The following is a 23,829-nucleotide window of genomic DNA, read 5'->3' on the forward strand; positions in this document are numbered from 1 at the left end:
GGCGCGCAGGGTCGTGCGCTAACCTTTCGGCGCTGAACGCTTTCAAATTCTTCCCAGGAGCACGTCATGCCGCGGTCATCACAAGCCCCGCCACGGCCCCATGCGGGGCAGGCCAGCCCGCAGTCGATGAGCCATTACCTGCCTGGTGAAGCGCACGCGACCACACAGCAGCCGCCGATGCAGGACGTGGTGGTGCAGCTGTTCAGCCATCGCACGATCGCCGAGCCGATACAGGTACCAGCAGTGTTGGAGCCGCTGCTGGTGCTGGTACTGGCCGGTGCTGCACGGGTCGAGGAACGTGCACTGGCTGGGCAATGGAGCGCGGCCACCGTCAGGGCCGGCGATTTCTTCCTGACCGATACCCATGAGCCCTACGAGATGCGCTGGCAGACGCTGGAAGGTGAGTGCTTCGAGGTGATGCACCTGTATCTCGGCCTGCCGCTCATCGACCAGGCCGCTCGGGAACTGCTCGGGCCGCAGAGCACAGCGGTTGCCTTGCGGGATGTCTCCGGCGCTCAGGACGACACGGTTCGCTGGTTGATGGAGAAGCTCAGTCACGAGCTGATCGACCAGCGCCAGCCCAGCCTGCTATACGTTCGCGGCCTGGCCCAGGCACTTGCCGTGCATCTGGTGCGTCACTATCGGGATCGGCAAGACGTCGTCCGCCGCTGCAACGCCTTGCCGGCTTACAAGCTGCGCCGGGTCATCGAGGCGATGGATGCGCAGCTGGCCGACGATTTCAGCCTTGCGCAGCTGGCCCGGACCGCCGAGCTGAGCGAGTACCACTTCAGCCGGATGTTCAAGCGCGCGACCGGGCTTTCGCCGTCGCAGTATTTCATCGGCCTGCGCATGGCGCGGGCGCGTCGGCTGCTGATCGAAACGCAGCGCAGCGTCATCGATATCGGGCTGGAAGTGGGCTATTCGAGCCCGAGCCACTTCTCCCAGGTGTTCCGCCGCGAGGTGGGCGTCACGCCCAGCGCCTATCGCCAGGCATGAACTGCCTTTGCCTAACGCCAGAACGACAAAACCCCGGCCATGGCGACCGGGGTTCTGTTCTGGCAAACCCGACGACCGCCGGGTTTGCGTAACGCAGGCTGATCAGCGCTTGGCGACCAGATCCTTCGGCAGCTTGAAGGTCCAGACCATACCGCCCTGGTTGAAGTCCTTCACGCGTTTGGCGACCTCGCCGCCCCACAGCGGTACCGCACCACCCCAACCGGAGAGAACGGAGACGTACTGCTCGCCATCCATTTCCCAGGTGACCGGAGAACCGATTACGCCCGAGCCGGTGTTGAACTCGTAGACCTTCTTGCCGGTCTTGGCGTCGAAGGCCATCAGGTAGCCCTCGGGGTTGCCGGTGAACACCAGGTTACCCTTGGTGGCCAGCACGCCGCCCCACAGCGGAGCGTAGTTGTTGTAGCGCCACACTTCCTTTCCGGTCTTCGGATCGATGGCGCGCAGCACACCGATGAAGTCCTCGTTCAGCGGCTTGATGGTGAAGCCGGCACCCAGGTAGGCCGCGCCCTTCTTGTAGGCTACGCCTTCGTTCCAGATGTCCATGCCCCACTCGTTGGACGGCACGTAGAACAGGCCGGTGTCCTGGCTGTAAGCCATGGGCATCCAGTTCTTGCCACCCAGGAAGGACGGTGCGACGAACACCGACTTGCCCTTGTCCGCGTCGCCAGGATTGCCCGGACGGTGGGTTTCGTCGTAGAGCGGACGGCCGTTCTTGTCCAGACCCTTGGCCCAGGTGATCTTGTCAACGAACGGGAAGCCACGGATGAACTTGCCGTTGGTGCGGTCGAGCACATAGAAGAAGCCGTTGCGGTCGGCAGTGCCGGCAGCCTTGATGGTCTTGCCGCCTTCCTTGTAGTCGAAGGAGATCAGCTCGTTGACGCCGTCGAAGTCCCAACCGTCATGCGGGGTGGACTGGAAGTGCCATTTGATCGAGCCGTCGTTCGGGTCCAGAGCAAGACGCGAGGACGAATACAGGTTGTCGCCAGGGCGCAGGTGCGAGTTCCACGGCGCCGGGTTGCCGGTGCCGAACAGCAGCGAGTCGGTATCCGGATCGTAGTAGCCACCCAGCCACGGAGCTGCACCGCCGGTCTTCCACAGGTCGCCCGGCCAGGTCTTGCCCGCTTCGCCACCGGAGATGCCGGCCTCGACCTTCTTGCCGTCCTTCCAGACGTAACCCATGTGGCCTTCCACGGTCGGACGGGTCCACAGCAGTTCACCGTTCTTCGCGTCGTAGGCTTCGATCTTGCCGACCACGCCGAATTCACCACCGGAAACGCCGGTGATCAGCTTGCCGTTGACTACCAGCGGTGCGGCGGTCAGCGAGTAACCGGCCTTGTAGTCGGCGACAGTCTTCTTCCAGACCACCTTGCCGGTGTCCTTGTTCAGGGCGACCAGCTTGGCATCCAGGGTGCCGAAGATCACCAGATCGCCATACAGCGCCACACCGCGGTTGATCACGTCACAGCACGGCATGATGCCGTCGGGCAGGCGGGCATCGTACTGCCAAAGTTCCTTGCCGGTCCGGGCATCCAGTGCGTATACGCGCGAGTAGGAACCGGTGATGTACATCACGCCGTCCTTGATCAGCGGCTGCGCTTCCTGACCGCGCTGCTTTTCACCGCCGAGAGAGAAGCCCCAAACCGGTCGCAACTGATTGATGTTATTGGTGTTCAACGTGTCCAGCGTGCTATAGCGCTGGCCCTGCAAACCCAGACCGTTGGTGACGATCTGATCGGTGGATTTGGCGTCGTTGAGGATTTCCTGGTCGGTTACGGCCCAGGCGTGCAGGCTGGACATCGCCACCGCGGCGCATAGCGCCGTCACGGCGAAGGGCTTGCGAAGACCGGTGTGCTTCATTGCGGCTACCTCTGCGGGTTCATTGTTATGCCGGGAAATTTTCCCGGTCTGTGGGTGATTCTTGGTTTGCACCGCCTCGCCAACAATTGCCCGCAGTACCGATTTTCCTCCTCCCTTGGTAGCAATACGCCTCCGCAGGCCACGAAAGACGCGTGATTCGGCCCGCCGTCAATGCCGGGCGGCACCGAAAGTCGCACCCATATGGCCGGAAAAGACTATTCCGCTGAGCCCGCTCCGCGACCTACAACGGACGCCCCCTCGCTCAGAAGGATAAGAGCCATGCTTCGCCCAACCCTGATCATCGCCTTCCTCGTCTTCACACTACAAAGCGCCCACGCGTCCGAACCGATCCGGCTGGGTCTCAACTACCCGAGCACCGGCAACTACAAGTCAGAAGGTCTGGAACTGCGCCGTGGCGCCCTGCTCGCCGTCGACCAGATCAACCAGGATGGCGGCTTGCTGGGCCGGCGTCTGGAGCTGGTCAGCCTGAATTCGGCGGCCCGCGCGGAAAAGGCGCGTGCCAACGTCGACCGTTTCGCCAAACAGGGCGCAGCGATGATCTTCGGCGGCGCTAACAGCGAAGAGGCGCTGAGCGCCGGCCAGCGCGCCCGCGAACTTGGACTGCTGTACTTCCCCACCCTCGGCTACGCCAACGAGATCACCGGGCGGGACGGCCATCGCCACCTGTTCCGCGAGTCCAACAGTGCCTGGATGAGCGCCCGGGTACTCGGCGAATACCTGAGCTGGCACATGCCCAATCGCCGCTACCACTACATCAGCCTCGACGATGCCTGGGGCCACAGCATGGAGCAGGCCCTGCGTGAAGCGACCAAGAGCCGCGACCGCGCACGCCATGGCTACTCGAAGATCGCTGCGCGAGGTGCCCGTCGCGACGACTACCTGAGCGCACTGCAGAAGGCTGCCGCCAGCGACGCGGATGTGCTGGTGATCGTCCTGCTCGGTCAGGATCTGGTGCAGACCATGCGCCTGGCGCACACCCTGGAACTGGGCAAGCGCATGCAGATCATCGCGCCCAACCTCACCCAGAGCATCGTCGAGCAGGCCGGACCGCTGGTGATGGAAAACGTGATCGGCACCGAAGCCTGGACCTGGCGGGTACCGCAGCGAGAGAAAAGCGAAACCGGCCAGGCGTTCGTCGAGCGCTACATCGCGTTGCATCAGGCCTACCCCGGCAGCACCGCAGCGTCAGCCTACGGCATCGTCCGGCAGTGGGCCGATGCCGTGGCGCGGGCCGGCCGACTGGATAGCGAAGCCGTCATCGCCGAGCTGGAGAACCATCGCTATAGCCTGTTGAAGGACGAGCAGTACTGGCGCGACTTCGACCACCAGAACGTCCAGAGCATTTATGCGGTAAAGGTTCGCAATCGCAGCGAGATCATGCAGGATCGCTTCAAGCAGGACTATTTCACCATCATCCACCGCATGGATGGCGAGGAAGCCGCACCCAGCCTGGACGACTGGCAGCAGGAACGTGGCGATCAGCTACAGCTGCAGTGATTGAAGGCTTCGACTGGAGTGGAACATCAACCGGCGCGCCGCGGGCGCGCCTTCACTCGTCGACGCGCTGCAGCGCCATCGCTTCGTAACGCGGATACAGATGGCTAACGCTGCGGATCAGCTCATAGCGGGTCAGGCTGATGCCGGCGAAGCGCTCGGGGATCGGGCTCTGGATCACCTCGTTCATGTCCGCCCCGCCATTGGAGGCTTCTCGCAGCAAGCCGTCCAGCCAGCCGAGGTAGTCGCGCATCTGCAGGAACGGCGCGGCATCATCGGCCACCGGGCCGTGGCCAGCGACCAGGCGCTTCCAGGGCAATGCCTCTAGCGTATCCAGATCTTCCAGCCAGACATCCAGGCCTGGACTATTCGGCGTGGTCAGCGCGCGCTGGTAGAACAGGATGTCGCCGGCGAAGAGCACGCCGCTGCGTTCGTCGAGAATGGCCAGATCGGCACCGGTGTGACCGCGCAGAGCGAGCAGACGCAGGGCACGTCCGCCGATCTCCAGCGTGCCGGGCGCCAGAGTCTCGGTCGGCAACACCACCTCGGTACCGCGCATCCAGTCACCAACCAGGCGGTACATGTTCTCGGCCATGGCGTTGCCCTGCTCGCGCAACAGCTCGGTCGTGCCGGCGAGCGCGGCGATGGGCACATCGGTAAATGCCTGGTTGCCGAGGACGTGATCAGGATGATGATGCGTCAGCAACAGCTTAATGACCGGGCGATCGGTCACGCTCGCGATGGCCGCGCGCATCGCCTCGCCGTAACGCCGCGACGGGCCGCTGTCGATCACCACCACACCGCTCTCGGTGACGATGAAGCCGGTGTTGACGATATTGCCGCCGTTGGCCTTGTCGAAGTTGTCCGTCGAGCCTTCCAGCAGCCACACGTCATCGGCGATCTGCCGCGGCTGCAGGGTGTAACGCAGCTCGGCGTGTGAGGGCAGGGTCAGACAGAACGCGAACATCAGGAGCAACAGGCGCATGACGCCTCCTTGGCTTGGTTGCTGGCTTTCGGAGAAAACGCGGGCTGGTCAGCTCAGAGCGCGGCTTCGAACTCGTTGCCATTGTTGTCACGCAGCCACAGGCGAGTGTCCTGCGCGCCCTTCACTTCCAGGTTCTTCACTTCCAAGCTCAGACTCGGGTTTTCGGCGACCGCCGGATACAGTTCCAGCTCCGCCAGGACCTGACCGTCGGCATCGCGCAACTCGGCCTGGTTGAGAAAGAATTCGGGAATGCCGCCGACCAGACCGTTATCCATCGGGTGGGAGACCTGCAGGCGCAAACGACTGAAATCGCCGCGGGCGAAGCGCCCACCGATGACTTCACCGAGGCGGTCTTCCCAGCCTGGCTGGGCACGCACCACGCTAGGCGCCGTACAGCCGCCACCAGCAGCATCGACCTTGGCCGAGCCGATGTGCCAGACACCATCACGGGTCAGCACCGCCGCGCGGATCGGTGTCGCCTGTTCCACGCGTATGCGGATGGCGACCAGCGGCACGACCTGCTCGCCGGGCGTGAAGGTGAAAATCCGTGGGATGGGATTGAGGTCGGCCCAGGCCTCGATACGCACCACCTCGTCACCGAGGGCTCTGGCATCGATGTGCACCGGCACCTGTCGCGAGTCCTCGGCGAATGGCGGCACCTGGACCTTTACGCGCTCGTCGAACACGTAGGGCTCGCTGTTGAGCAAGCCCTTGTGGTGGTATTCCCACATCACCGACTGCAGTGGATCGGCCTCGGCCGCCAGGGCGCCCGAGGCGTGAAGGACCATCATCAGCAGCAAGATTCGGACGCTCATGTCGACTCCTCGAACGGCGATCCGCAGCGGGATCGGCATGGCGCAGCCGGTCAGCGCCCGGCCACGTCGCTCTCCACATCCTGGTACAACCCGGGCAACTCGTAGCTCAAGCCGTAGCTGGCGTAGAGTTTTTCCAGCTCGCCTTCAAGAATCAGCGGCTCCAACACCCCTTCCAGCGCATAGGCCAGTTGGCGGTTGGATTCATGCACCGCCATGCCGAGATCCCATACCTGCTTGCCCATGTTCGGGTAAGCGTTCTCGGCGAGCTTCAGGTGCTCGTCGTCGGCCTGGTCGAGCAGCCACTCGATCTCCGCGCGCATGGCCATGGCCGCGTCCACCTCGCCGTCCTGAAGCGCAGCGAATGCCTCGCGGATGCTCGGGTAATGATGGGTGTGCTTCGCCAGCCGGCCCTCGAATACCGAAGACAGGTAGAACGAGGGCACGCTGTCCACTTCGACGCCAATCGGGTGGTATTGAAAGACCGCCACGCTCGGCACCTCGTCGATCCGGCGATCGTCATACGCGGTCTGCCAGCGCTCGCGCTGATAGGGTGCGAACATCACCACCAGCTCGTTGATCATTTCACCCAGCTCGTTGCGCTTGTAGGCGAACTCGCGGTCGTACGGCACACGCAGCATCACGTCAGCCAGCACGCCAGGCCGCAGGTAGTGGCCCTTCCAGATGAAGTTGCGCAGGTCGTCGTCGAGGGTTTCGTCCGGCGTCACCCACAGCACTTCCAGCTTCAGGCCCAGCCCTTCGGCGAGCTTGCGCGCCAGTTCCACATCGACACCGCGTGGCTGGCCATCCTGCTGGTAGCTGTACGGCGGGAAGTTCTCGTACATCGCCACCTTGAGCACGCCGGATTCGATGATGTCATCGAAGGCGCGTACCTTGACCACGTCCGCCTGCGCCAGTGCGCAGCATAGAGCCAGCCACAGCGACAGAACCAGCCGGACGGCGTTCATCACTGCTTGGCCGCTTCGCTTTCAATATAGGTGCGAATCGCCCACAGCGCTTCCTGGCTGAGGGTGTCGGCCATACGCGGCATGTACACGGCACCGTCACGGACCGCACCATTGATCACGCGCTCCTTGTACCACTCGTCGCCGTCGTAGCTGGCTTCAAGCTCACGCAGATCGGGCGCGATACCGCCAGAAATGGCTTCCAGACCGTGGCAACGTGCGCAGTTCTGGTTGTAGGCGGAAGAACCGATTTCCACGGCCAGGTCGTGGTGCTCGCTGGGCGCACGATAGGGGTTCTCGTCCAGCCATTCTTCACCGAGATCCGGCAGGCCCTTGGTGTTGACCGCTTGCGGCGTCACGTCGCCATGCGCCAGAACCAGGCCGGACATACCGAGAACACCCGCTGCCAGCAGTGAGCGCAAAAAGATCTTGTTATTCATGACTACCACCCTCTATTCGAGAACCTGTGCAAGGCAGCCCCATCGGAGCGCATGGTGGTCATGTTGGCGGCGAGGACGGATTGGCAGAATCCTGCTTTGGGTGCCTGCATCTCCTCCCTTGGTACTAGGTTTTACTACCACCTTCGGCACTCCACTGGTAGCAAGGCCAAATCAGTGGGGCTTGGGAAGTATTCCCGGCATTCGCGGGACGTTTTCCGTGTCCGCACCCGTGGCGCGCTCCCAATAATCGAATCGCCAGGCCAGCCGGATGCGGCGGCCTCGTTCGAATCGACCAAGGGAATCGCAACCATGACAACAAGATCGCACCCCGGCACACCCCGTCCGCTCGCCCTCGCTGTGCAATGCCTGACGCTGGCTGGCAGCCTGGCGCTGGCCGCTGCCGCCCAGGCCAAGCCGGTCAGCTGGGAAGACATCGCCAAGGATCATCTGTCCACCGAAAACGTCCTGCAGTACGGCATGGGCACCAATGCACAGCGCTGGAGCCCCCTGGCGCAGGTCAACGAGAGCAACGTATTCAAGCTGACCCCGGCTTGGTCGTTCTCCTTCGGCGACGAGAAGCAGCGCGGCCAGGAATCCCAGGCCATCGTCCATGACGGCGTGATCTACGTGACCGGCTCCTACTCGCGCGTCTTCGCCCTCGATGCCAAGACCGGCAAGCGCCTGTGGAGCTACTCCCATCGCCTGCCCGATGACATCCGCCCGTGCTGCGACGTGGTCAACCGCGGCGCGGCCATCTATGGCGACAAGATCTACTTCGGCACCCTCGACGCCCGTGTCGTGGCCCTGAACAAGGACACCGGCAAGGTCGTCTGGAACAAGAAGTTCGGCGATCACGGCGCCGGCTACACCATGACCGGCGCACCGACACTGGTCAAAGATGCCAAGACCGGCAAGGTGCTGCTGGTGCACGGCAGCTCGGGTGACGAATTCGGCGTCGTCGGCAAGCTGTTCGCCCGCGACCCGGATACCGGCGAAGAAGTCTGGATGCGCCCCTTCGTCGAGGGCCACATGGGCCGCCTCAACGGCAAGGACAGCACGCCGACCGGCGACATCAAGGCGCCGTCCTGGCCGGACGATCCCAACCACCCGACCGGCAAGAAGGAAGCCTGGAGTCAGGGCGGCGGCGCGCCATGGCAGAGTGCGAGCTTCGACCCGGAGACCAACACCATCATCGTCGGCGCGGGCAACCCCGCCCCGTGGAACGGCTGGGAGCGCACCAGCGATGGCGGCGATCCGAAGGACTACGACAGCCTCTACACCTCCGGGCAGGTCGGCGTCGATCCGAGCACCGGCGAGGTGAAGTGGTTCTACCAGCACACCCCGAACGATGCCTGGGACTTCTCCGGCAACAACGAGCTGGTGCTGTTCGACTACAAGGACAAGAACGGCAAGACCGTCAAGGCCACGGCCCACGCCGACCGCAACGGCTTCTTCTATGTCGTCGACCGCAAGGACGGCAAGCTGCAGAACGCCTTCCCCTTCGTCGACGGCATCACCTGGGCCAGCCATATCGACCTGAAAACCGGTCGGCCGGTGGAGAACGAGGGCCAGCGCCCACCCAAACCGGAGCCGGGCGAGAAGCACGGCAAGTCGGTCGAAGTCTCCCCACCCTTCCTCGGTGGCAAGAACTGGAACCCAATGGCCTACAGCCAGGACACCGGCCTGTTCTACGTACCGGCCAACCACTGGAAGGAGGACTACTGGACCGAGGAAGTCAGCTACAAGAAAGGCTCCGCCTATCTCGGCCAGGGCTTCCGCATCAAGCGCATGTACGACGATCACGTCGGCATCCTGCGCGCCATGGACCCGACCACCGGCAAGGTAGCCTGGGAGCACAAGGAAAAACTCCCGCTGTGGGCCGGGGTGCTGGCGACCAAGGGCAATCTCGTCTTCACCGGCACCAGCGACGGCTACTTCAAGGCCTTCAACGCGAAAACCGGTGACGAGCTGTGGAAATTCCAGACCGGCAGCGGCGTGATTTCCCCGCCGATCACCTGGGAACAGGACGGCGAGCAGTACATCGGCGTGACGGTCGGTTACGGCGGTGCCGTGCCGCTGTGGGGCGGCGACATGGCCGTACTGACCAAGCCGGTCGCCCAGGGTGGTTCGTTCTGGGTATTCAAACTGCCGGATTGGGAGAAGAAGACCGCCAAGCGATGAGTCGAGCCGTGCCCGCCATCGCGCGGGCACGCCTCATGTTCTGAAAATACAGCGGTTCGCGCGGCGCGCCTGGCCTGGCCGGCTGCGGGTTGGCGCTCTCGTCGACAGGCCCAGGGACGCCGCGCGACTGCTTTTTCTCCCCCGCCCTGCCCCAGGTGACTTCCCATGAACACCGCTAACCGCTTGCTTCTGCCACTGATCCTGTTGGCCAGCGCGTCCGCCATCGCCGCAGACGACGCTCCCCTGACGATCAACGGCTGCGTACTCCAGCCCGAGAGCCAGTGTGCCAACGCCGACCTGCGTGGCGCCGACCTCAGCAATCAGGACCTGCGCCGCATCAACCTCGCCGGTGCCAACCTGGCCGGCGCCAACCTGCGCCACGCCAACCTCGACCTGGCCAATCTGGAAAAAGCCGACCTCACTGGTGCCACGCTTAACCGCGCTAGCCTGCAACAGGCCAACCTGCGCCTGGCCAATTTCACAGATGCCCGTCTGCTCGCCATCCAGGGTTGGGGCCTGTTTGCCCAGGCCGCCCAGTTCAAGGGGGCTGACCTCACCGGTGCCTATCTCGAGTTCGCCCGCATGAGCGGCGCCCGGATGCACGACAGCACGCTGCACGCCGCCGACCTGGAAATGGCCTGGCTGAGCAAGGCCGACCTCCTGGGCGCCGATCTCACCGACGCCAACCTGCAGGAAGCCAAGCTCAACGACGCCAACCTGGGCAACGCCGTTCTGACCGGCGCGCGTCGGCATTACGCGACCTTCCAGGGCACCAACATGGAAGGCTGCAAGGACTGCCCAGTCGATTGGGAAAAATGAAGGCGCCGGCGATAGGCCAGTTCAATCGCCGGTATAGAACAAACCATTGGCCTTCGACCTCAGGAAAATGAGTCCTGCGCCGATCAAGTGACTGGGCGGTCTTGCCCTTCACTGGATGCCAATAAATGTTCAACAAGAACCTGAAACAGGAACTGGCTGAATTGCGCGAGGAAGCCGCAATCAATCAGCAGATCAAGAACTCGTTTTACAGGGAGATGATGGTCCTGGAACTGGACCCGCAAGGACGCATTCAGCACGCCAACGAGCTGTTCCTCAGCGAAATGGGTTATCGCCGCGACGATCTCATCGGCCGCTCCGTCGACGACTTCTTCAGCCAGCAATTTCGTACCGAACCGAATTACGCCCGCCTCAAGACCGCCATGCAGCGTACCGAGCATCTCAGCGGTGCCTACCGACTGCTGCGGGCCGACGGCAAGGAAGCCTGGCTGCGTTCGATCTGGCAGCCGATCAAGGGCTCGGATGACACATTGCACCACTACACCCTGTGCGCCACCAACCTAACCCGTACCATCGAAACCTCGCGCGAACACGAGAGCGTGGTCAACGCGCTGCTGCGCTCCACCGCGGTGATCGAATTCGACCTCGGCGGGCATGTCATCACCGCCAACCAGCGCTTTCTCGACGGCATGGGCTACCGCCTCGAGCAGATCAAGGGCAAGCACCACCGCATGTTCTGTGAACGGGAGGAAAGCGAGTCGCCGGCCTATCGCGAATTCTGGGCTAGCCTCAACCGAGGCGAGTACGTCGCCGAACGCTTCAAGCGTATCGATGCCCACGGTCAGACCGTCTGGCTCGAGGCATCCTACAACCCGGTGCTCGACGCCTACGGCAAGCTGTACAAGGTGATCAAGTTCGCCACCGTCATCACCGACCAGGTCAACCGGGAGATGGCCGTGGCCGAGGCCGCAACGATTGCCTACGACACCTCCCAGCACACCGACCTCAGCGCCCAGCGCGGCGCGCAAGTGGTCCAGCAGACGGTCGAAGTGATGCATCGCATCGCCCAGCAGATGCAGGAAGCCTCCGACGGTATCGAGGCGCTGGACAAGCAGTCGCAGCTGATCGGCGCGATCCTCAAGACCATCAGCGGTATTGCCGATCAGACCAACCTGCTGGCCCTCAACGCCGCCATCGAAGCCGCACGGGCCGGCGATCAGGGCCGTGGTTTTGCCGTGGTGGCCGACGAGGTTCGCCAGCTGGCGGCCCGCACCAGCAAGGCTGCCGAGGAAATCGTCGGCGTCGTGCAGAAAAACCAGGACCTGGCGCAAGCTGCCGTACAGAGCATGAGCGCGAGCCGCGACCAGGCCGAGCAGGGACTGGAATTCGCCAACCAGGCCGGCGCGGTGATCGTCGAGATCCAGGACGGCGCGCAGCGCGTGGTCAGCGCAGTCGGGCAGTTCGCCAGCCAGTTGAAGAACTGATGGCGAGCCAGTCCACAGCAGATCGGCACATGAGCGCTACAGCCGAACCGGCACCGCTGCCTCAGGCTGACTCGATCACCAGCGTGCGGAGGACGCAGGCTTGACGCAGAAGCTGATCATTCATATCCGCCAGCATCCGAACATCGACGGGCTGCCGCGCTTCGTCGGGCTGACCTCGGCGAACATCGACACCCCCGCGACGGCGGACGAGTTTCGCGCGGCGGTGGACGAGATCATGGGCTTTGCCTGCGTCGGTTTCGATACCGAATCCAAACCCACCTTCAAGGAGGGCGAAGCCTCCAGCGGTCCGCGCTTGATCCAGTTCGCCACCCCGGCAAAGGCCTACCTGTTCAGGATCGGCGTGCCCGGCTGCATCGAAGCGGCCAGCGCAATCCTGCAAGCGCCCGCGCTGGCGAAGATCGGTTTCGGGCTGAAGTCGGATCGCTCCAGGCTGCACGGCAAGCTGGGCATCCGGCCGGCCAGCCTGCTGGACCTGGGCTCGGTGCTTCGCTATCAGGGCAAGAAGGGCCAGGTCGGCCTGCGCGGTGCGGTGGCCGCGGTGCTCGACGCTCGGATCGAAAAATCCCGCAGCGTGGCCACCTCGAACTGGGCGAACCCCACGCTGACCGAGGCACAGCAGGCCTACGCGGCCAACGATGCCTACGCCGCGCTGCGCGTGTTCCTCGGTCTGAGTGCAAAGCAGCAGGCAATGCTGCTCGCGGCGCTACCGCGCTGACAAGGCTTCGGCGGCGCTCGACGGAGTCAGGCCAGCCCATGCGTCCGACGTTGCAGGAAGGTCAGCGCGGCATACGCCAGCACCCCCAGCCCCGCCGACAGCCACAGCGCCCGCATACCGAAGTCGTCGATCAGCAGCGCGAAAACCAGCGGCGACAACGCCTGGGCGAAGCGTGCCGGCACCATCAGCAGACCCTGGCGCAGGCCATAGCCATGGGGACCGAATATCGCCAGCGGCAAGGTGCCTTTGGCAATGGTCAGAATGCCGTTGCCGCCGCCATGCAGAAGCACGAATGCGGTGGTGGCAGGCGCACCCGCCAGCATCACGCCAGCCGCACCGATGGGATGGGCAATGGCGGCGAGGCGGGCCGAGATCAGCGGATGGAAGCGCTGCAGCAGGACGAACTCCAGGCAGCGCGCCCCGACCTGAGCCGGTCCGACCAGCGCCGCGATCGTGATGGCCGCGGCCGGTGACAGTCCGGACTCCTGCAGCAGACGTGGCAGGTGCGCCGCCATCGCCGTGCTGGTGAACCAGGTGGCGGCGAAGACGAAAGCCAGCAACGCCATGGTCAATCCCGCCCCCGAACGCCCGTCTGTCTGCGCTTGCTCTGCCGCGGACGGAGCCGGCTGTACGCCAACCGGAATCAGCAGCCGGTTCAATGGCAGCCCGAGCAGCAGATGCGCCCCGGCCCATGTGAGGCATGTGGCGCGCCAGCCGAACTCGGCGTTCAGCCAGCCGCTGATCGGCCAGCACACCGTACTGGCGAAGCCGGCGAGCAAGGTGATGCCGGTGATCACGCCGCGCGCATCGCGACCGTAGATGCCGGCAAGCGTGGAGAAGGCCGACTCGTAAAGGCCGAGCGCCATGCCGATGCCGATCACCAACCAGCCGAGCCAGAGCAGCAGCGGTCCGTTGGCCACACCGAGCATGGCCAGGCCGAGGGCAAAAACGACGTTGGAAAGCGCCAGCACATCACGCCCGCCGTGATGGTCGATGCGCTTGCCCGACAGCGGGCCGAGGACGGCGGTGACGATCAGTGCCAGGGAAAACGCGGCGAATACATTGCCGGTGGAGATGCCCAATTCGCTCGCCATCGGCTCGGCGAGAATGGCCGGCAGGTAGTAGGTCGAGCCCCAGGCGAGGGTCTGTGCGCTGCCGAGAGCGAGAACGATGCGCAGGCGTGACGGCATGCTCAGCGGCACCCGCCAGCGCTACGCTGCGAGACGAGGATGTGGTGATGGACGCGCTTCATCCGTGCTCCGTGTTGCCGTCAACCAATCGGCCAAGCTCGCCAGGATACGCAATCGGCCGTGACGATTTCGCGTCAGATACCTCGGACCCGGCAAGCCGAACACTGCAGTGTGGCCGAACGCGAACATGCCGGGCACAAAGGCCCGGCATGCTCGGTGCTGCTGCGACTGATCGGTTATAGCGCATCCCAGCGATAACGCACGCCCACCCAGCCCGCCCTCGGCGCGCCAGGGGCGATGAACTGCTCGTGACGCCATTCGTCCGGGTCCGATTCGAAGGCGTTGCCGGCGCCAACAAAGGGATTCTCGGCCAGCGCACCGCCGGTGGCGTAACGCTTGTCGAAGAGGTTGTCGACCCGGCCGAACAGCGTCCAGTCACGAGCGAAGCGGTAATCGGCTGTTAGGTTGACCACCGCGTAACCTGGCAGCTTGCCGCTGCCCTCTACCTCGTCGTTGGGCTGATGACGGTTGTTCTCGTTGCCGCGCACGTACTGCGACGAGTACGCCAAGACACTGGTGCCGACTCGCAGCCGCTCGTTGAGGTTCCAGTTCAGCCCCAGCTTGAGGTTGTGCTTCGGCAGGCCTGGCAGATAGTCGCCGCTGGACACGCGAATCTCATCGTCCGGGCAGCCGCCCTCGCCTTCGGTGCTGTTGTTTTCGGCGAGGATGCAGGCCGCGGAGCGGAAGGTCGCATGCAGATAGGTGTAGTCCACTCGCCAGTCGAACGCCCCTTGCGTGCCGGCCAGCCCCAGTTCGATGCCCTGGCGGCGGGTGCGACCGAAGTTGGTGAAGTAGCCCATGCTGCCGCCGGTGCCGACGAACAGCAGGTCATCATGGTTCACGCTGCGAAAGGCCCCGAGGTTCCAGCGGGTGCCGCCCGCCAGTTCGCCACGTACACCGAGTTCCAGCGTGCGGGTGACCACCTGCTCGAGGAAGGGATCGGCCGCCATGGCGTTTGGCAGGCTGCACGGGTTCGCCGGATCGGCGCAGCCCAGCTCGATTGGCGTCGGCGCGCGGTTGCCCTGGGAGAAGCCGCCGTAGACGGTGACCGCCGGTTGCAGCTGCCAGGCAAAACCTAGCGCGGGATTGAGCTTGCGATAGGTGAAGTCGCCATTCAGCGCATCGCCCATGCGATCGGTATTGACCACGCGCGTGCGGTTGTAGCGCAGCGAGCCGGTCAGCTGCAGTGCGTCGGTCAGCGCCCAGGTGTCGGTGGCATAGAGACTGGAAGTACGGGTGCGCCCCAGCAAGCTGTTGGCCTGCTCCTCCTCTTCGCTGGCGGCGATTCCGCGCTCGTCGGTCAGCTCGCCGCCCTGCTCGCTCTGGTGGAAGCTGGCGCGGGTGTTGTCATGGGACAGTCCGAAGGCGAACTGATGCGCGCCGACGTGCCGCGCCCACTGCAGCGCCAGACCAAAGGCTCGTTGCGCCGTGCGGGTACGGTTCAACACACCGCTCTCCGGCCCTTCGCCGATAAAGCCGCCGTCTTCCCACGCCTCGTATTCATCCTCGTACTCATCGTTGCCGTCGCCATTGAGCGTCGCAGTACGTGTGCGGCGCAGATAGACCGTGCCGGACAGCCGATCGTTGTCGTTCAGCCAGTGGCTCGCGGACAAGGCCATCAGGTGGTTGCGGTTCTCGGTCTGGTCGGGATGGGTGAAGATCGTCTCGCGCCGCTGGTCGTACATGCTTTCAGGGATCAGGCCGTTGCCGATCAGGTCGTTGTCGGCGTGTGCCAGCGTCAGTGCCAGATCGGTGGTGTCGGTGGTCCAGGCGAACTTGCCGAACAGCTGGCGGACCTCGGATGGCGAATGGTCACGCCAGCCGTCCTCGTCCATGCCCTCGGCGGCCAGGTACCAGGAGAATTCCTCATGGCTGCCACCCTGTTCGATGGCACCACCCTGGCGTCCGAACGAGCCGCCGTAGACCTCCGCCGAGCCACCGGGATGGGTATCGCCACGCTTGGTCTGCAGCGCCAGCGCGCCGCCGAGAGTGTTCAGGCCGTACAGCGGGTTCGAGCCCGGCACCAGGGCCATGTTGGCAATGGCAGTGTTCGGGATCAGGTCCCAGTGCACCACATCGCCGAACGCTTCATTGACCCGCACGCCGTCGAGAAAAACCGAAAGGCCCTGCGGCGTACCGAGCAGCGGCGAGGCGGTGAAGCCACGATAGTTGAGGTCCGCCTGGTAAGGATTGCCCTGGATCTCGTTGATGTTGACGCTCGGCAATCCGCGCTGCAGTTTCTCGGCCAGCGACTGGCCGCCGAGCCGCCGCAGGTCCTCGTCATCCAGCGACTGGATGTTGGACGGCACCTGATCCTTTGGCAGCTCGATGCCCGGCAGCGGCGTGGTACCGACCACCTCCTGGCTGCCGAGATCGAGCGTCTGCTCGGCATGAACGGACGCCGGCAACAGCGCGGCGATGGCGAGGGACAGCAGCGTACGGCGGGGCATCGCGCTGCAACAGAGCTGATACGGCATGGGTGGTCCTTGTTCTTGTTGGCCAATCGGTCTGGCCAGGCCACCGGCATTCGCGACGCGGCGAGAACCGCGGGCAACCGCATGCTGGCAACCTGCCAGACGCGATTATCGTGAGCCGTGGCGCGGTGCCGACAGGGAAGAATTCCCGGCTCTGGCGGGAAAAATTCCCGACCGCGTGGAGATTGGTCTTACGACCAGCGCACTAACTCGGCCCGCGACTTTCGCAAGGCACAGGCGCCCCGCTCGCCTGGTACAGGCGCGCAGCTGCTGTTCTGGAAAAATTGGAGAGATGCTTTGGACTCAGCACACAGTCATGTCGCGCTGCATCGAAGCAGGAGAGAAGGAAAGAGGCCGATCAGGCCTCGCACAACATGCGGTCACCGACGCGGAGCAAACCCTGATCGATGGCCAGGTGCACGAGTTCGGCCTGGGAGCTGACCTCCAGCTTGCTTTTCAGCAGGGCCATATGGTTCGAAACGGTCTTGCTGCTGATGCACAGCCGCTCGGCGATCTCCCGATTGCCGATGCCACGCGCAAGCATGATGAAGATTTCCATCTCGCGCGGCGTCATCTCGGCCAGTCGCCCCTTAATTGGCGACTGCGACGGCCGCTGGCACGCCAGCTCGGTCGCCAGCGGCTGCTCGATGAAGGTCTGCCCGGCAAGCACCTTGCGCACCGCCTCCACCAATACGTCCGGCGCGCAGCGCTTGGTCAGATAGCCGGAAGCGCCAGCATCCAGTGCCTGCCGGACCAGTGCCAACTCGTCATGCATGCTGAACACCAGCACCGGCAACAACGGCAACCGCTGACGCAGGCGTCGACAGGTTTCCAGACCGCTGATGCCCGGCAGGCCGAGGTCGAGCACGACCAGGCTGGGAATCGATTCCTGCACCTGTTCCAGCGCCTGCTCGCCACTGGCGGCTTCACTGACTGTCACTTCCGGAAGCAATGCCTTGAGCAGGCTCGCATAGCCCTGACGCACTACCGCGTGGTCATCCACCAGCAGAATCTTCATGACGTGGCTCCTTGCAAAGGCAACTTGAGATATAGCGCCCAGCCCTTTCCGGCGCGGTGGCGCATACGCAGCCGGGCACCCAGGCAGCGCGCGTGCTCGACCATCGAACGCAGGCCGACCCCCGGCCGTTCTGGCGGCAACCCATGGCCATCGTCCCGCAGCAGCAGGCGCAGCCCGTTGTGACCGCCACACAGATGCAGGCACACGCGAGTCGCGCGCGCATGCCGCGCCACGTTGGTCAGCGCCTCCTGCACCATGCGATAGAGATGCACCTTGGCGTCCATCGAAAGCGCTGGAATCGGCCCGCGCAGCCGGAGCTCGCACTCGATGCCCTGGGTGCTCTGCCACTGCTCGGCGAGTTGCCCGATGGCGTCTTCCAGGTTCAGGTGATCGAGCATCACCGGATACAGGTCTCGCACTAGCGTGCGAAAACCGTTCTGCAGATCGAGGCTGTGTTGCTCGAGGTGCGCCGCGGTTTCGCGAACGGCGTCGGGTTGCTCTGCCTGGACGCGCAGCAGACACGCCCGCGCGCGAATGCCGGCCAGATACTGGCCGAGGTCGTCATGCAGCGCCTGCGCCAGCCGGGTGCGCTCACGTTCCTGCAGCGCCAGCAGCGCCTGGGTCAGTTGCTCGTTGTCGGCCCGCGCATCTTCGAGTGCAGCGGCCATGTGATTGAAGCGCTCGGCGAGCTTGCGCGACTCGGCGAAGCGATGCGATGGCAGACGGGTATCGAGGCGGCCATCAGCGATACGCACAAGCGCACCAAGCAATTCGCCGAGCACACGCATGCCTGGGCGCACGGCCCAGCGGATCGCCAGCAGGCAAAGCAGCAGCGCCAGGCCGAACAGCACCAGCAGCTGCAGCAACGAATCCCTAACCTCTTCCACTTCGTCATGCGGATCGACGCTGATATGCAGCCGCTGGCCATTGGTTAGCTGAAGGACGCTGGGCGACGACAGCTCGGCGGGGTACAGCCAGGTCCCGAGCCAGTCGTCGAGCGCCGGATCGCCCCCGACGGGCATCGATTCGGTGGCGTCCAGCCAGCGCACGCGAATGTGGCGCAGGCTATCGGTCAGGCCCGGGCTGAGGGAGTCGGGATCACGCTCGGCCATCTCGCCGAGATAGCCAACCACCGCCGCCGCGGCATCGAGCTCGCGCTGTACATCGTGGGCGGCCTGGCGCAGCAACACGGCCAGACAGACCACGGTCACAACGGCAAAGAACAGCGTGACCAGCAGATTGATTCGCCAGAGTGCGGACATATCGGCAACTCCCGGAGATCAGCGCCGAGCGCCAGTCCGCTTCACTTGACCACGAACCGGCCTTCCATGCCCTTGTTCTGCAGCCCCTTGCAGTAGAACGGGTAGCTGCCCGGCTTGACGGGCAGGAAGAAGATTTCCGCCTCGCCGGCATCCTCGAACTCCAGCTCGACCAGCGTGATCGCCTTGATCTCCACCCCACCGGCCTCGACCTTGCGCAAGAAGATCGACTTGGCGAATTCGGGCGCTTGGAACGCACACTCCTTCTGGCCATCGGAGCTGACCTTGAGCTGATAGGCGACACCGGTCTCCAGCTGATATTCCTTCTGCGACACGGCGTAATCGCTCTGCTCAGAACCGAACTTCAGATCCGGCAAGGCCTGGGTACGACGGGTCAGATCGCCAGCGGCGTGGCTGTGATCGAACCCGACCAGGCTGCCAACGAACAGCAGGTTGAGCAGCAGAGCTTTATATGTGGGCATAGGGATGGCCTCGTTATTGTTATCGGACGGACTCATGCTAGGGGTAGCCGTCGTTCGCTTACCTACTACCTTGGTACCGCCCGAGCGGTACTTTCTGCATATTCCCCCGCTCGGCCATGGTTCCTATGCTGCCTGCAACGTCACAGGAGCTGCCCATGAGCCACGCATTACGACGAGCCGGTTTCCTGATCGCCCTCACCTGCTGTACACAGTTCGCTGCAGCGGCGTCCAGCCAGGAGCTGGCGATACGCATCGGTTATCTCGGTTATCGTCCAGACACCGGCCCTGTGCTCTCTAACGTCATTCCCGAACCTGAAGACGCCGGCCTGCGCGGCGCCGAACTGGCCATCACCGACAGCAACAGCACGGGACGTTTTCTCAAGCACAGCTATGTGGTCGAAGCGGCCACCAGCGAAACGCCGGAAGAACTCCTGGAACAGGCCGGCAAGCAGTACGCCGACGGCCTGCGCCTGTTCGTGGTCAACGCGCCGGCCGAGTCCCTGCGCCAGCTGTCGGACGCCATGCCGGAAGCGCTGCTGATCAACGCAGGCAGTGCCGACGATGCACTGCGCAGCCAGCGTTGCCTGGCGAATGTCCTGCACACCCTGCCGAGCCGCAGCATGCTCGCCGATGCGCTCGGCCAGTTTCTTGCGGCACGTCGCTGGAATCGCTGGATGCTGATCGTCGGTCCGACTGCTGAGGACCAGGCCTATGCCGAGGCTTTGCGCCGCGCGGCCAAGCGCTTCGGTCACCGCATCGTCGAGGAGAAGCCCTGGAGCTTCGATAACGACCAGCGCCGCAGCGCCCAGGCCGAGATGCCGTTGTTCACCCAGGGCGCCGAATACGACGTGGTGCTGGTGGCGGACGAGCGCGGCGACTTCGGTGAGTACGTGCCGTACCACACCTGGTTGCCGCGCCCGGTGGCCGGCACCCAGGGCCTGACCGCCACCGGCTGGCACAAGACGGTGGAAACCTACGGCGCGGCGCAGTTGCAGAAACGCTTCGAGGCGCATGCCAAGCGCTGGATGAACGACCGCGATTTCGCCGCCTGGATGGGCGTGCGCAGCCTCGCAGCGGCGGTCACCCGCCTGCGCAGTGCGGACGCTGCAGCAATCCGTCAGTTGTCGCTCAGCGGTGAGCTGCCGCTGGATGGTTTCAAGGGTCGCAAGCTGAGCTTCCGCCCCTGGAATGGCCAGCTGCGCCAGCCGATCCCGCTGGTACACCCGCGGGCACTGGTATCGAACTCGCCGCAAGACGGCTTTCTGCATCCCACCAGCGAACTGGACACCCTCGGCTTCGACGCACCGGAAAGCAGCTGCCGCCTGAACGAGGCGCGCCCATGATTCGTCTCGCTGCAGCCGCGCTTCTCGGCCTTGCCACCCTGCCCGTCAGCGCCGACGAACTGGGCTATGAGGCCTATGTCGACAGCCCCAAGCGCATCAAATGCCTCTACGGCTACGTGACGGCGAAGACCGGCAACTTCGATGCAGCCAAGGCGATCTTCGAAGACTGCGTGACGCGCTGGAACGACGTCTACTCGATGATCTCGCTGGCACAGATGTACGAGAGCGGCAGCGGCATGGAGCCGGACCTGCGCAAATCCGCCGAGCTGCTGAAGCAAGGCGCGGAGCAGCCGGACGACGCCAGCTACGTCAGCCTGGCGCGCTACCACTGGGGCGTCGCGCTGGCCGAAGGTCGTGGCGTCGAAGCCGATCAGGTCGCTGCACGCCACTGGCTCCGGCGCGCAGCCGCCGGCGGCCAGGAAGAAGCCGAAGACTATCTGCGTCAGCTGGACAGCAGCGACGCCACTGCCCCCATCACACAATAACGACAAGAGAATCCAACCATGCCCAGAACTGCCCTTGCCTCTGCCATCGCCATTGCACTCAGCCTTGCCGCAAGCTCTGCTGTCGCCGCCACCGCCTACGTCTCCAACGAGAAAGACGACAGCATCAGCGTGATCAACCTGGACACGATGGAAACCGTCGAGACGCTGGAAGTCGGCATGCGCCCGCGCGGCCTCACACTCTCCCATGACAACAAGCTGCTGTACATCTGCGCCAGCGACTCGGACACCGTGCAGGTGATGGACCTGGCCACGCGGCAGATCATCAAGCAGCTGCCGTCGGGCGCCGATCCCGAGCAGTTCGCCCTGCACCCGAACAACAAGTGGCTGTACATCTCCAACGAGGACGACGCACTGGTAACCGTGGTCGATGTCGACAAGGAAGAAGTGCTGGCGCAGATCGATGTCGGCGTCGAGCCGGAGGGCATGGCGGTCAGCCCGGACGGCAAATGGGCAGTCAACACCAGCGAAACCACCAACATGCTGCACTGGATCGACACCAGTACCAACGAACTGGTCGACAACACCCTGGTCGACCAGCGCCCTCGCCACGTGGAATTCACCAAGGACAGCAAGCTGCTCTGGGCCTCGGCCGAGATCGGCGGAACGGTCAGCGTGGTGGACGTGGACAAGCGCGAGATCCTCAAGACGCTGACCTTCAAGATCAAGGGCGTGCACCCGGACAAGGTTCAACCGGTGGGCGTCAAGCTCACCTCCGACGGCAAGTACGCCTTCGTCGCGCTCGGCCCGGCCAACCACATCGCCGTAGTGGATGCGAAAACCTACGAGGTGCTCGACTACCTGCTGGTGGGTCGCCGCGTCTGGCACATGGCATTCAACCCTGACGAAAGCCTGCTGCTGACCACCAACGGCGTCAGCGGCGACGTTTCGGTGATCGACGTGGACAAGCTCAAGGTGACCAAGTCAATCAAGGTCGGCCGCTATCCGTGGGGCGTGGTGGTCGCCCCATGAACGCGCTGGAGGTGGGCGACATCGCGTTCGCCTACGGTGAGCGGCGCGCGCTGGACGGAGTGAGCTTTACCGCAGCGCAGGGACGTTTCACGGCGTTGCTCGGGCCGAACGGAGCCGGCAAGTCGACCCTGATCGCGCTGCTGACCCGGCTGTACGACCTGCAGCAGGGGCAGATCCGTATCGCCGGCTTCGATCTGCGCGAAACGCCGCGCAAGGCCCTTGCGCGCCTGGGCGTGGTGTTCCAGCAGAGCACGCTGGACCTGGACCTCACGGTCGAACAGAACCTGCGCTACCACGCGGCGCTGCATGGTATGCCACGTGCCGTGGCGAACGAATGCATCGAACTGGAACTGCAGCGCCAGCAGCTCGGCGAGCGGCGACGCAGCAAGGTCCGCGAACTCAATGGTGGTCACCGTCGCCGAGTGGAAATCGCCCGTGCCCTGCTGCACCGGCCTGAGCTGCTGTTGCTCGATGAAGCCAGCGCCGGCCTCGATCCCGCCAGCCGCCAGGCGCTCAACCAGCATGTGCGAGCGCTCTGCCGTGACGAGGGTATGAGCGTGCTCTGGACCACTCACCTGCTCGATGAGGTCCAGGCCGATGACGATCTGCTGGTGCTCAATCGCGGCCGTCTGGTGGCTCAGGGCCGTGCCGCGGAGCTGGCCACCGACGGTGAAGACCTGGCCGCGAGCTTTGCACGCCTGACCGGCAACGATACCCACGGGGTCGGTAGCAGCCTCGGCCACCGGCCTGCGGTGCTAGACGGTACGCCGGGTGCAATCGAGCCCCCACACGAGGCGGCAGCGCCTGCTTCCCACCCAGAGGCTCGCAGCGCGCGCACGTCCCTCGATTCCGGGCGGAGGAGCTCATGATCATCTACTGGGAATGCCTTCGCGGTATCGTTCTGCGTGAATGGCTGCGCTTCGTGCAGCAGCGTTCGCGCTTCTTCAGCGCCCTGGTGCGGCCGCTGCTCTGGCTGGTGGTGTTTGCCGCAGGCTTTCGCGCAGCGCTCGGAATCGCCATCATCGAGCCGTACGATACCTACATCACCTACGAAACCTACATCGTGCCGGGGCTGGCCTGCATGATCCTGCTGTTCAACGGCATGCAGGGTTCCCTGTCGATGGTCTACGACCGCGAGATGGGCAGCATGCGCGTATTGCTGACCAGCCCGCTGCCGCGCAGCTTTCTGCTGGCCAGCAAACTCGTCGCTACGGCGCTGATCTCCTTGCTACAGGTCTATGCCTTTCTCGCCATCGCCTGGTTCTACGGCGTACAGCCTCCAGCGCTGGGACTGGTCGTCGCCCTGCCCGCCCTGCTGCTGGTGGCGCTGCTGCTCAGCGCCCTGGGCTTGCTGCTATCCAACGGCATTCGACAGCTGGAGAATTTTGCCGGAGTGATGAATTTCGTGATCTTTCCGATGTTCTTTCTCTCCTCGGCGCTCTACCCCCTGTGGAAGATGCGCGAGGCGAGCGAGTGGTTGTACTGGATCTGCGCCCTCAACCCCTTCACCCACGCCGTGGAGCTGGTCCGTCATGCGCTTTATCTGCGCCTGGCACCGACCGCGTTGATGGTCTGCCTGGGGCTGACCCTGCTGTTCAGCCTTCTGGCGGTACTCAGTTTCAACCCACAACACGCAGCCTTGCGCCGCTCAGCCTGAGCGATCTACTACTTTGGTACCGGTTTTCCCCTCCATCGTAGGATTTAAAAGACAGGCCCATTGCTCTGTAATCGAGCTATCGAAACGCCATGGAATACGGAC

21 protein-coding genes are annotated in these 23,829 nt (G+C 64.2%); 11 read left to right on the top strand and 10 right to left on the bottom strand.

Features of this window, described 5'->3' with window-relative positions:
• The first annotated feature begins 66 nt into the window (after positions 1-66).
• Positions 67-996: a helix-turn-helix domain-containing protein gene (locus HZR81_RS09370; RefSeq protein WP_500127940.1), complete on the top strand. Its 930-nt coding sequence runs from the start codon at positions 67-69 to the stop codon at positions 994-996.
• A gap of 102 nt (positions 997-1,098) precedes the next feature.
• Here the strand turns inward: HZR81_RS09370 and HZR81_RS09375 are convergent, their stop codons facing one another.
• On the bottom strand, positions 1,099-2,874 hold the full coding sequence (locus HZR81_RS09375) for a PQQ-dependent dehydrogenase, methanol/ethanol family (RefSeq protein ID WP_494320119.1): 1,776 nt from the start codon (positions 2,872-2,874) through the stop codon (positions 1,099-1,101).
• 279 nt (positions 2,875-3,153) lie between these two features.
• Between HZR81_RS09375 and HZR81_RS09380 the strand changes: the two genes are divergently transcribed.
• Positions 3,154-4,392: a substrate-binding protein gene (locus tag HZR81_RS09380; RefSeq protein WP_500127942.1), complete on the top strand. Its 1,239-nt coding sequence runs from the start codon at positions 3,154-3,156 to the stop codon at positions 4,390-4,392.
• Positions 4,393-4,444: 52 nt separating this feature from the next.
• Here HZR81_RS09380 and HZR81_RS09385 read toward each other — a convergent pair whose 3' ends face one another.
• Genes HZR81_RS09385 through pedF form a run of 4 tightly spaced genes read right to left on the bottom strand, consistent with a single transcriptional unit; the run spans position 4,445 to position 7,591 of the window.
• A complete protein-coding gene (locus HZR81_RS09385; RefSeq protein ID WP_500127944.1) occupies positions 4,445-5,374 on the bottom strand; it encodes a quinoprotein relay system zinc metallohydrolase 1 in 930 nt (309 codons plus the stop codon).
• 53 nt (positions 5,375-5,427) lie between these two features.
• Positions 5,428-6,189, bottom strand: a complete 762-nt coding sequence (locus HZR81_RS09390) for a quinoprotein dehydrogenase-associated SoxYZ-like carrier (RefSeq protein WP_500127945.1) — start codon at positions 6,187-6,189, stop codon at positions 5,428-5,430.
• A 50-nt stretch (positions 6,190-6,239) separates the two neighbouring features.
• The gene (locus HZR81_RS09395; protein WP_200594442.1) at positions 6,240-7,154 is read right to left on the bottom strand and encodes a substrate-binding periplasmic protein; all 915 of its coding nucleotides are present in this window, start codon (positions 7,152-7,154) and stop codon (positions 6,240-6,242) included.
• Positions 7,154-7,591 (bottom strand): cytochrome c-550 PedF, encoded by a 438-nt coding sequence (gene pedF / locus HZR81_RS09400; protein WP_046618948.1) that lies wholly within the window; start codon positions 7,589-7,591, stop codon positions 7,154-7,156. The genes HZR81_RS09395 and pedF overlap by 1 nt, the downstream gene beginning before the upstream one ends.
• Before the next feature lie 309 nt (positions 7,592-7,900).
• Between pedF and exaA the strand changes: the two genes are divergently transcribed.
• The 4 genes from exaA to HZR81_RS09420 all read left to right on the top strand — a co-directional run bounded on the left by exaA (position 7,901) and on the right by HZR81_RS09420 (position 12,769).
• Positions 7,901-9,772 carry a quinoprotein ethanol dehydrogenase gene (gene exaA / locus HZR81_RS09405; protein ID WP_063540637.1) on the top strand — a complete coding sequence of 624 codons (1,872 nt, stop codon included), beginning with the start codon at positions 7,901-7,903 and terminating at the stop codon, positions 9,770-9,772.
• A 165-nt stretch (positions 9,773-9,937) separates the two neighbouring features.
• Positions 9,938-10,591, top strand: coding sequence for a pentapeptide repeat-containing protein (locus HZR81_RS09410; RefSeq protein WP_133457265.1), 654 nt, complete (start codon positions 9,938-9,940; stop codon positions 10,589-10,591).
• 125 nt (positions 10,592-10,716) lie between these two features.
• A complete protein-coding gene (locus HZR81_RS09415) occupies positions 10,717-12,033 on the top strand; it encodes a methyl-accepting chemotaxis protein (RefSeq protein ID WP_500127946.1) in 1,317 nt (438 codons plus the stop codon).
• 100 nt (positions 12,034-12,133) lie between these two features.
• On the top strand, positions 12,134-12,769 hold the full coding sequence (locus HZR81_RS09420; protein ID WP_500127947.1) for a 3'-5' exonuclease: 636 nt from the start codon (positions 12,134-12,136) through the stop codon (positions 12,767-12,769).
• A 26-nt stretch (positions 12,770-12,795) separates the two neighbouring features.
• Here the strand turns inward: HZR81_RS09420 and HZR81_RS09425 are convergent, their stop codons facing one another.
• The 5 genes from HZR81_RS09425 to HZR81_RS09445 all read right to left on the bottom strand — a co-directional run bounded on the left by HZR81_RS09425 (position 12,796) and on the right by HZR81_RS09445 (position 19,252).
• Positions 12,796-13,959, bottom strand: coding sequence for an MFS transporter (locus HZR81_RS09425; protein ID WP_500127948.1), 1,164 nt, complete (start codon positions 13,957-13,959; stop codon positions 12,796-12,798).
• A 236-nt stretch (positions 13,960-14,195) separates the two neighbouring features.
• Positions 14,196-16,496, bottom strand: a complete 2,301-nt coding sequence (locus tag HZR81_RS09430) for a TonB-dependent receptor (RefSeq protein WP_326428424.1) — start codon at positions 16,494-16,496, stop codon at positions 14,196-14,198.
• Between the two features lie 355 nt (positions 16,497-16,851).
• On the bottom strand, positions 16,852-17,511 hold the full coding sequence (locus HZR81_RS09435; protein ID WP_003298864.1) for a response regulator transcription factor: 660 nt from the start codon (positions 17,509-17,511) through the stop codon (positions 16,852-16,854).
• Positions 17,508-18,773: a HAMP domain-containing sensor histidine kinase gene (locus tag HZR81_RS09440; RefSeq protein ID WP_500127949.1), complete on the bottom strand. Its 1,266-nt coding sequence runs from the start codon at positions 18,771-18,773 to the stop codon at positions 17,508-17,510. Before HZR81_RS09440 ends, HZR81_RS09435 begins: the two co-directional genes overlap by 4 nt.
• Before the next feature lie 41 nt (positions 18,774-18,814).
• Positions 18,815-19,252: a cupredoxin domain-containing protein gene (locus HZR81_RS09445; RefSeq protein WP_102840986.1), complete on the bottom strand. Its 438-nt coding sequence runs from the start codon at positions 19,250-19,252 to the stop codon at positions 18,815-18,817.
• A gap of 155 nt (positions 19,253-19,407) precedes the next feature.
• Here HZR81_RS09445 and HZR81_RS09450 point away from each other — a divergent pair, with 155 nt between their 5' ends.
• From HZR81_RS09450 to HZR81_RS09470, 5 genes are read left to right on the top strand one after another with little or no spacing between them, the layout of a single operon-like run.
• Positions 19,408-20,595: an ABC transporter substrate-binding protein gene (locus HZR81_RS09450; RefSeq protein ID WP_500127950.1), complete on the top strand. Its 1,188-nt coding sequence runs from the start codon at positions 19,408-19,410 to the stop codon at positions 20,593-20,595.
• On the top strand, positions 20,592-21,080 hold the full coding sequence (locus HZR81_RS09455) for a tetratricopeptide repeat protein (protein WP_316957990.1): 489 nt from the start codon (positions 20,592-20,594) through the stop codon (positions 21,078-21,080). Before HZR81_RS09450 ends, HZR81_RS09455 begins: the two co-directional genes overlap by 4 nt.
• 18 nt (positions 21,081-21,098) lie before the next feature.
• A complete protein-coding gene (locus HZR81_RS09460) occupies positions 21,099-22,070 on the top strand; it encodes a YVTN family beta-propeller repeat protein (RefSeq protein ID WP_500127951.1) in 972 nt (323 codons plus the stop codon).
• Positions 22,067-22,939, top strand: coding sequence for an ABC transporter ATP-binding protein (locus tag HZR81_RS09465; RefSeq protein ID WP_500127952.1), 873 nt, complete (start codon positions 22,067-22,069; stop codon positions 22,937-22,939). Before HZR81_RS09460 ends, HZR81_RS09465 begins: the two co-directional genes overlap by 4 nt.
• Positions 22,936-23,727 (top strand): ABC transporter permease, encoded by a 792-nt coding sequence (locus HZR81_RS09470; RefSeq protein WP_125869164.1) that lies wholly within the window; start codon positions 22,936-22,938, stop codon positions 23,725-23,727. The genes HZR81_RS09465 and HZR81_RS09470 overlap by 4 nt, the downstream gene beginning before the upstream one ends.
• Positions 23,728-23,829 lie beyond the last annotated feature (102 nt).

It is taken from the genome of Pseudomonas sp. LM13, from assembly GCF_041381355.1.
GTDB classification, from domain to species: Bacteria; Pseudomonadota; Gammaproteobacteria; order Pseudomonadales; family Pseudomonadaceae; genus Stutzerimonas; species Stutzerimonas frequens.

What these genes read in the sequence shown, in the direction of transcription:
- HZR81_RS09370 (WP_500127940.1), top strand. Translation starts at nt 67, where the DNA reads ATGCCGCGGTCATCACAAGCCCCGCCACGGCCCCATGCGGGGCAGGCC.
- HZR81_RS09375 (WP_494320119.1), bottom strand. Translation starts at nt 2,874, where the DNA reads ATGAAGCACACCGGTCTTCGCAAGCCCTTCGCCGTGACGGCGCTATGC.
- HZR81_RS09380 (WP_500127942.1), top strand. Translation starts at nt 3,154, where the DNA reads ATGCTTCGCCCAACCCTGATCATCGCCTTCCTCGTCTTCACACTACAA.
- HZR81_RS09385 (WP_500127944.1), bottom strand. Translation starts at nt 5,374, where the DNA reads ATGCGCCTGTTGCTCCTGATGTTCGCGTTCTGTCTGACCCTGCCCTCA.
- HZR81_RS09390 (WP_500127945.1), bottom strand. Translation starts at nt 6,189, where the DNA reads ATGAGCGTCCGAATCTTGCTGCTGATGATGGTCCTTCACGCCTCGGGC.
- HZR81_RS09395 (WP_200594442.1), bottom strand. Translation starts at nt 7,154, where the DNA reads ATGAACGCCGTCCGGCTGGTTCTGTCGCTGTGGCTGGCTCTATGCTGC.
- pedF (WP_046618948.1), bottom strand. Translation starts at nt 7,591, where the DNA reads ATGAATAACAAGATCTTTTTGCGCTCACTGCTGGCAGCGGGTGTTCTC.
- exaA (WP_063540637.1), top strand. Translation starts at nt 7,901, where the DNA reads ATGACAACAAGATCGCACCCCGGCACACCCCGTCCGCTCGCCCTCGCT.
- HZR81_RS09410 (WP_133457265.1), top strand. Translation starts at nt 9,938, where the DNA reads ATGAACACCGCTAACCGCTTGCTTCTGCCACTGATCCTGTTGGCCAGC.
- HZR81_RS09415 (WP_500127946.1), top strand. Translation starts at nt 10,717, where the DNA reads ATGTTCAACAAGAACCTGAAACAGGAACTGGCTGAATTGCGCGAGGAA.
- HZR81_RS09425 (WP_500127948.1), bottom strand. Translation starts at nt 13,959, where the DNA reads ATGCCGTCACGCCTGCGCATCGTTCTCGCTCTCGGCAGCGCACAGACC.
- HZR81_RS09430 (WP_326428424.1), bottom strand. Translation starts at nt 16,496, where the DNA reads ATGCCGTATCAGCTCTGTTGCAGCGCGATGCCCCGCCGTACGCTGCTG.
- HZR81_RS09435 (WP_003298864.1), bottom strand. Translation starts at nt 17,511, where the DNA reads ATGAAGATTCTGCTGGTGGATGACCACGCGGTAGTGCGTCAGGGCTAT.
- HZR81_RS09440 (WP_500127949.1), bottom strand. Translation starts at nt 18,773, where the DNA reads ATGTCCGCACTCTGGCGAATCAATCTGCTGGTCACGCTGTTCTTTGCC.
- HZR81_RS09445 (WP_102840986.1), bottom strand. Translation starts at nt 19,252, where the DNA reads ATGCCCACATATAAAGCTCTGCTGCTCAACCTGCTGTTCGTTGGCAGC.
- HZR81_RS09450 (WP_500127950.1), top strand. Translation starts at nt 19,408, where the DNA reads ATGAGCCACGCATTACGACGAGCCGGTTTCCTGATCGCCCTCACCTGC.
- HZR81_RS09455 (WP_316957990.1), top strand. Translation starts at nt 20,592, where the DNA reads ATGATTCGTCTCGCTGCAGCCGCGCTTCTCGGCCTTGCCACCCTGCCC.
- HZR81_RS09460 (WP_500127951.1), top strand. Translation starts at nt 21,099, where the DNA reads ATGCCCAGAACTGCCCTTGCCTCTGCCATCGCCATTGCACTCAGCCTT.
- HZR81_RS09465 (WP_500127952.1), top strand. Translation starts at nt 22,067, where the DNA reads ATGAACGCGCTGGAGGTGGGCGACATCGCGTTCGCCTACGGTGAGCGG.
- HZR81_RS09470 (WP_125869164.1), top strand. Translation starts at nt 22,936, where the DNA reads ATGATCATCTACTGGGAATGCCTTCGCGGTATCGTTCTGCGTGAATGG.